Origin of the sequence: Microbacterium sp. 71-23, assembly GCF_001897265.1 — a bacterium.
Taxonomy (GTDB): Bacteria; Actinomycetota; Actinomycetes; order Actinomycetales; family Microbacteriaceae; genus Microbacterium; species Microbacterium ginsengisoli.
This window is the reverse complement of the sequence record NZ_MKSL01000054.1, coordinates 1-4758: the sequence shown is the minus strand read 5'-3', so window position 1 is coordinate 4758 and position 4758 is coordinate 1. Positions and strand designations below refer to the sequence as shown.

Here is a 4758-nt window from a genome sequence, read left to right as displayed (position 1 = left end):
TGCGCCAGCGGCTGGTGCCGCTGCACCTCCAGGGCCGCATCGCGTCGGTGAACATGGTGGGGGTCTTCGGCGGCCTCGTGATCGGGCAGCTGCTCGGCGGCGTCATCGCCGAGACCTGGGGCCTCACGGCACCGTGGTGGTTCGCGTTCGGCGGCGCGCTCATCACCCTGATCGCGGTCTGGCGCTCCATCTCGAACATCGCGGCGGCCAAGCCCGTCATCGACGAGGACCCCGCGGTCTGATCCCCCTCCCTCCCGCCCTCCCGCGCTCCCGCGCTCCGTCCCTCGACGCTCCGTGCCTCGACACTCCGTCCCTCCGACGCGCACAATGTCGGAGATGTGCAAGATCGCGGACGGGTCGCGCGGGAAGGCTCCGACATCCTGCACATCTCCGCAGAATTGCGCGCCCCGCGCGAGCCACATGCGCCGGATCGCAGGGCGCGGGAGACGCTCAGTCCTCGAACGCGCCGTACACGTCGAGGGTGTTGCGCGCGATCTGCGCGCACAGCTCGTCGAGGTCCGTGCCGAGCTCCTCGGCCAGGAAGCGCACCGTCACCGGCACGAGATACGGCGCGTTGGGACGCCCTCGGTGCGGCACGGGCGTGAGGAACGGCGCGTCCGTCTCCACGAGGATGCGCTCCCGCGGTGTGACGGCGAGGGCATCGCGGAGGTTCTGGGCGTTCTTGAACGTCACGTTGCCCGCGAACGACAGGTAGTAGCCGCGCTCGGCGGCCGTCCGCGCCATGACCGCGTCCCCGGAGAAGCAATGGAAAACGGTCCGCTCGGGCGCACCGACCCGCTCGAGGGTCTCCAGCACGGCGTCGTGAGCGTCGCGATCGTGGATCTGCATCGCGATGCCGTGCTTCTTCGCGAGAGCGATGTGGGCCTCGAACGAACGCAGCTGCGCCGGGATCCCGTCGTCCCCCGTGCGGAAGAAGTCGAGGCCCGTCTCGCCGATCGCCCGCACGCGCGGCTGCCCGGCGAGCTCGTCGATGACGGCGATCGCCTCGTCCAGGCGTCCCGCGGCGTCGTACGCCGGCGCCTCGTTCGGATGGATGGCCACCGCCGCCAGCACCCGCCGGTGGGATGCCGCGGCCCACGCCGACCAGCGACTCGACTCGATGTCACCGCCCGCCTGCACGACGCCGGCGATCCCGACATCGGCGGCACGGCGCAGCTGCTCGTCGAGCGACAGCCCGACCCCGTCCTCGATCTCGAGGTGGCAGTGGTTGTCGTACACCGGCACCGACAACGGCTCCGGCCCCGGAGGATACGTGACGTCGCGCGAGCCCTTCTCGCGCTGCCGCACGTACTGACTCGGGTCCGTCATCACACCGACTGCTCGACGCGCGGGAAGAGGGGCGCGAGCCCGTTCACCGACGTGCCGGACGTCAGGATGCCCCAGGCTCCGGCCTCGCGGATCGGCTGATCCTGCAGGCGCCCGAGGGTCTCGGCGGCCCCCAGTGCGATCCACAGCTTCTCCGTCGCCACGGGCATGACCGGAGACAGCAGCACGGCGAGCGCACGCAGGCCCTCCGCCGCCGTGTAGAGCACCGTCCCGAGCCGCTCGCGCTGCGCGTCGTCCTTGGCGAGCACCCACGGCTCGTTGTCGGTGATGTAGCCGTTCAGCGCGTCGACGATCGTCCAGATCGCGGTGATCGCCTCGTCGATGCGGAAGCGCTCGATCGCGGCATCCGCCGCCGTCACGGCATCCGCCACCGTGCGCTGGATGGCGAGGTCGCCATCCAGGTAGGTGCTCGGTGCCGGGACGATCCCCTCGAAGTAGCGCTCGATCATCGCCGTCGCGCGGGAGGCCAGGTTGCCGAAGCCGTTCGCCAGCTCGGCCTGGTAGCGCGCCGACAGGTCCTCCCACGAGAACGACCCGTCCTGGCCGAACGCGATCGCCGACAGGAAGTAGAAGCGATAGGCGTCCGAGCCGAAGACGTCGATGATCTCGGCCGGAGCGATGCCGGTCAGTTTCGACTTCGACATCTTCTCGCCGCCCACGAGCAGCCACCCGTGCGCGAACACGCCCCTCGGGACGTCGACGCCCGCGGCCATCAGCATCGCCGGCCAGATGACGGCGTGGAAGCGGAGGATGTCCTTGCCGACGACGTGGTACGCGGGCCACCGGCGGGCGAACTCCTCCGGGTCGGAGCCGTAGCCCACCGCCGTCGCGTAGTTCAGCAGCGCATCGACCCACACGTAGATGACGTGCGTCTCGTCCCACGGCACGCGGATGCCCCAGTCGAACGCGGATCGCGAGATCGAGAGGTCCTTCAGCCCGGACCTCACGAACGAGACGACCTCATTGCGCGCCGACTCGGGGCGCACGAAGTCGGGGACCGACGAGTAGAGCTCGAGCAGGCGGTCCTGGAACTCGCTGAGCTTGAAGAAGTAGTTCTTCTCCTGCAGCAGCTCCAGAGGGATCGAGTGGATCGCGCACACCTTGAGGCCCTCGAACGGCCCGGTGCCGTCGACGATCTCGGCCTCGGGCTTGAACTCCTCGCAGCCGACGCAGTACAGCGCCTCGTACTCGCCCGCGTAGATGTAGCCGCGGTCGTACAGCGCCTGGACGAACGCGCGCACGCGCTCCTCGTGACGCTCCTGGGTGGTGCGGATGAAGTCGTCGTTCGCGACGTCCAGCTGCGTGAGCAGCGGGAACCACGCCTCGGCGACGAGCTTGTCGACCCACTGCTGCGGCGTGACGCCGTTGGCCGCCGCGGCACGGAGCATCTTCTGCCCGTGCTCGTCCGTCCCCGTCAGCATCCAGGTGTCGTCACCCGCCTGGCGGTGCCAGCGCGCGAGCGTGTCCACCGCCACGGTCGTGTAGCCGTGGCCGATGTGGGGGACGTCGCTCGGATAGTAGATCGGCGTCGTGATGTAGAAGGAGCGGCCGGAAGTCACCACCGAAGTCTAGTTCGGACGGATGTCGCGCCCGGCGGCGTGACGAACGGCCCCCGCGGGCAGCGCCCCCGAGCGGCCGCCGTAACATTCAGCCGTTGCGGACGGCGAGCGCGGCCTGGTACAGCTCCCGGCTGGACAGGCCCGTCTGCGCCGAGACCTCGGCCGCGGCATCCTTCATGCGGGTGCCCGTGCGCACGAGCTCGAGCACCTCCGTGACGGCGTCGGGCAGGGAGACCGCGCGCACCTCGGCGCCTGCGACGACCACCACCAGCTCGCCGCGCACGCCCGCTTCGGCCCACGCGGCGAGCTCCGCGAGCGGACCGCGCACGACCTCCTCATGGAGCTTGGTCAGCTCCCGGCAGACGGCCGCGCGGCGGTCGGCCCCGAAGGCGCGCGCCATGTCGGCGAGGCTCGCCGCCACGCGCGACGGCGCCTCGAAGAACACCATCGTGCGCCCCTCGGACTGCAGCGCCGCGAGCGCGGCACGCCGCTCCCCCGGCTTCCGCGGCAGAAAGCCCTCGAACGTGAAGCGGTCGGTGGGCAGGCCCGACACCGCGAGCGCGGTCGGGACCGCGCTCGGTCCCGGGATCACCGTGACGGCGACACCGCGGCGCACGGCCTCGGCCACGAGCCCGTAGCCCGGGTCGCTCACGGTCGGCATGCCGGCGTCGCTGAGCACGAGGACGTCGGCGTCGACGGCGAGGCCGACCACCTCAGCGGCACGGTCCTTCTCGTTGTGGTCGTGCAGCGCGATCAGCCGCGGACGGTTCGCGATGCCGAGCGCTGCGAGCAGCCGCTGGCTGGTCCGCGTGTCCTCGGCGGCGATCACCGTCGCCTCCTCGAGCGCCTCGACGAGACGCCGCGACGCGTCACCCAGGTTGCCGATCGGTGTGGCCGCGAGGATGATCACCGCCCCAGCTTAGGCTGGACCCGTGACGACGACGGTGGAGCCTCTGCTGCCTGCGACGAGGCCGTCCTTCTACGATCGATGGGCCTCGCGGGTACGCGCCGATCCGGCCATCGCGCAGCGCATCGGATGGCTCGCCCCGGTTCTGGTGACGCTCCTGGCCGGCATCCTGCGCTTCTGGAACCTCGGCGACCCGCACGCGATCGTCTTCGACGAGACCTACTACGTCAAGGACGCGTGGAGCCAGTGGAACCTCGGCTATCCGGCGAACTGGCCGGACGGCGCCGACCCCAAGTTCCTCGCCGGTCAGAGCGACATCTTCCTGAAGACCGGGAGCTTCGTCGTCCACCCGCCGCTGGGCAAGTGGATCATCGGGGCGGGGATGTGGCTGTTCGGCCCCGACTCCACCGCCGGCTGGCGCTTCTCCGTCGCGCTGTTCGGCACGGCGACCGTGCTCGTGCTGTACCTGGTGGCCAAGAGCCTGACCCGCTCGACCGTCTTCGCCACCGTCGCGGCGTTCCTCATGGCCATCGACGGCCTCGCGATCGTCCTCAGCCGCGTCGCGCTCCTCGACGGCATCCTCACCTTCTTCCTGCTGCTGGCGTTCTGGTTCGCGATCCTCGACCGCGAACGTCACGTCGGGCGACTCGAACGCACCCTCGCGGCGCGCGCGGAGGGCGCCGAGCCGCCGGCGTGGGGCCCGTTCCTGTGGGGCCGGCCCTGGCTGCTCGCGGCGGGGGCGGCGGCGGGGGCGGCGACCGCCGTGAAGTGGTCGGGCCTCTACGTCATCGCCGCCATCGGCATCTACGCCGTGGTCTCGGATGCGCTCGCCCGCCGGCGCGGCGGCGTGCGGCTGTGGCCGGCCGACGCGCTCCGTCAGGCGGTTCCCGCCTTCCTCGCGCTCGTCCCGATCGCGCTCGTCGTGTACCTGTTCTCGTGGACGGG

4 protein-coding genes and 1 pseudogene are annotated in these 4758 nt (G+C 71.0%); 2 read left to right on the top strand and 3 right to left on the bottom strand.

All coding sequences use genetic code 11. The features are described from left to right. A pseudogene (locus BGO15_RS14750) lies at positions 1 to 242 on the top strand (MFS transporter); the annotation flags it as partial. A gap of 208 nt (positions 243 to 450) precedes the next feature. On the opposite strand, the gene BGO15_RS14745 reads toward BGO15_RS14750, so the two are convergent. The 3 genes from BGO15_RS14745 to rsmI all read right to left on the bottom strand — a co-directional run bounded on the left by BGO15_RS14745 (position 451) and on the right by rsmI (position 3816). Further along, positions 451 to 1329, bottom strand: coding sequence for a TatD family hydrolase (locus BGO15_RS14745; protein ID WP_286748454.1), 879 nt, complete (start codon positions 1327 to 1329; stop codon positions 451 to 453). Beyond that, positions 1329 to 2906: a methionine--tRNA ligase gene (gene metG / locus BGO15_RS14740; protein ID WP_286748453.1), complete on the bottom strand. Its 1578-nt coding sequence runs from the start codon at positions 2904 to 2906 to the stop codon at positions 1329 to 1331. Before metG ends, BGO15_RS14745 begins: the two co-directional genes overlap by 1 nt. 88 nt (positions 2907 to 2994) lie before the next feature. Then, the gene (gene rsmI, locus BGO15_RS14735; RefSeq protein WP_286748452.1) at positions 2995 to 3816 is read right to left on the bottom strand and encodes a 16S rRNA (cytidine(1402)-2'-O)-methyltransferase; all 822 of its coding nucleotides are present in this window, start codon (positions 3814 to 3816) and stop codon (positions 2995 to 2997) included. A 22-nt stretch (positions 3817 to 3838) separates the two neighbouring features. Here rsmI and BGO15_RS14730 point away from each other — a divergent pair. After that, positions 3839 to 4758, top strand: a 920-nt coding sequence (locus tag BGO15_RS14730; protein ID WP_286748451.1) for a phospholipid carrier-dependent glycosyltransferase, incomplete at its 3' end; no start/stop codon positions are given.

Excerpts from the sequence above, each read along its gene's own strand:
- BGO15_RS14745 (WP_286748454.1), bottom strand. The coding sequence starts at position 1,329 with ATGACGGACCCGAGTCAGTACGTGCGGCAGCGCGAGAAGGGCTCGCGC.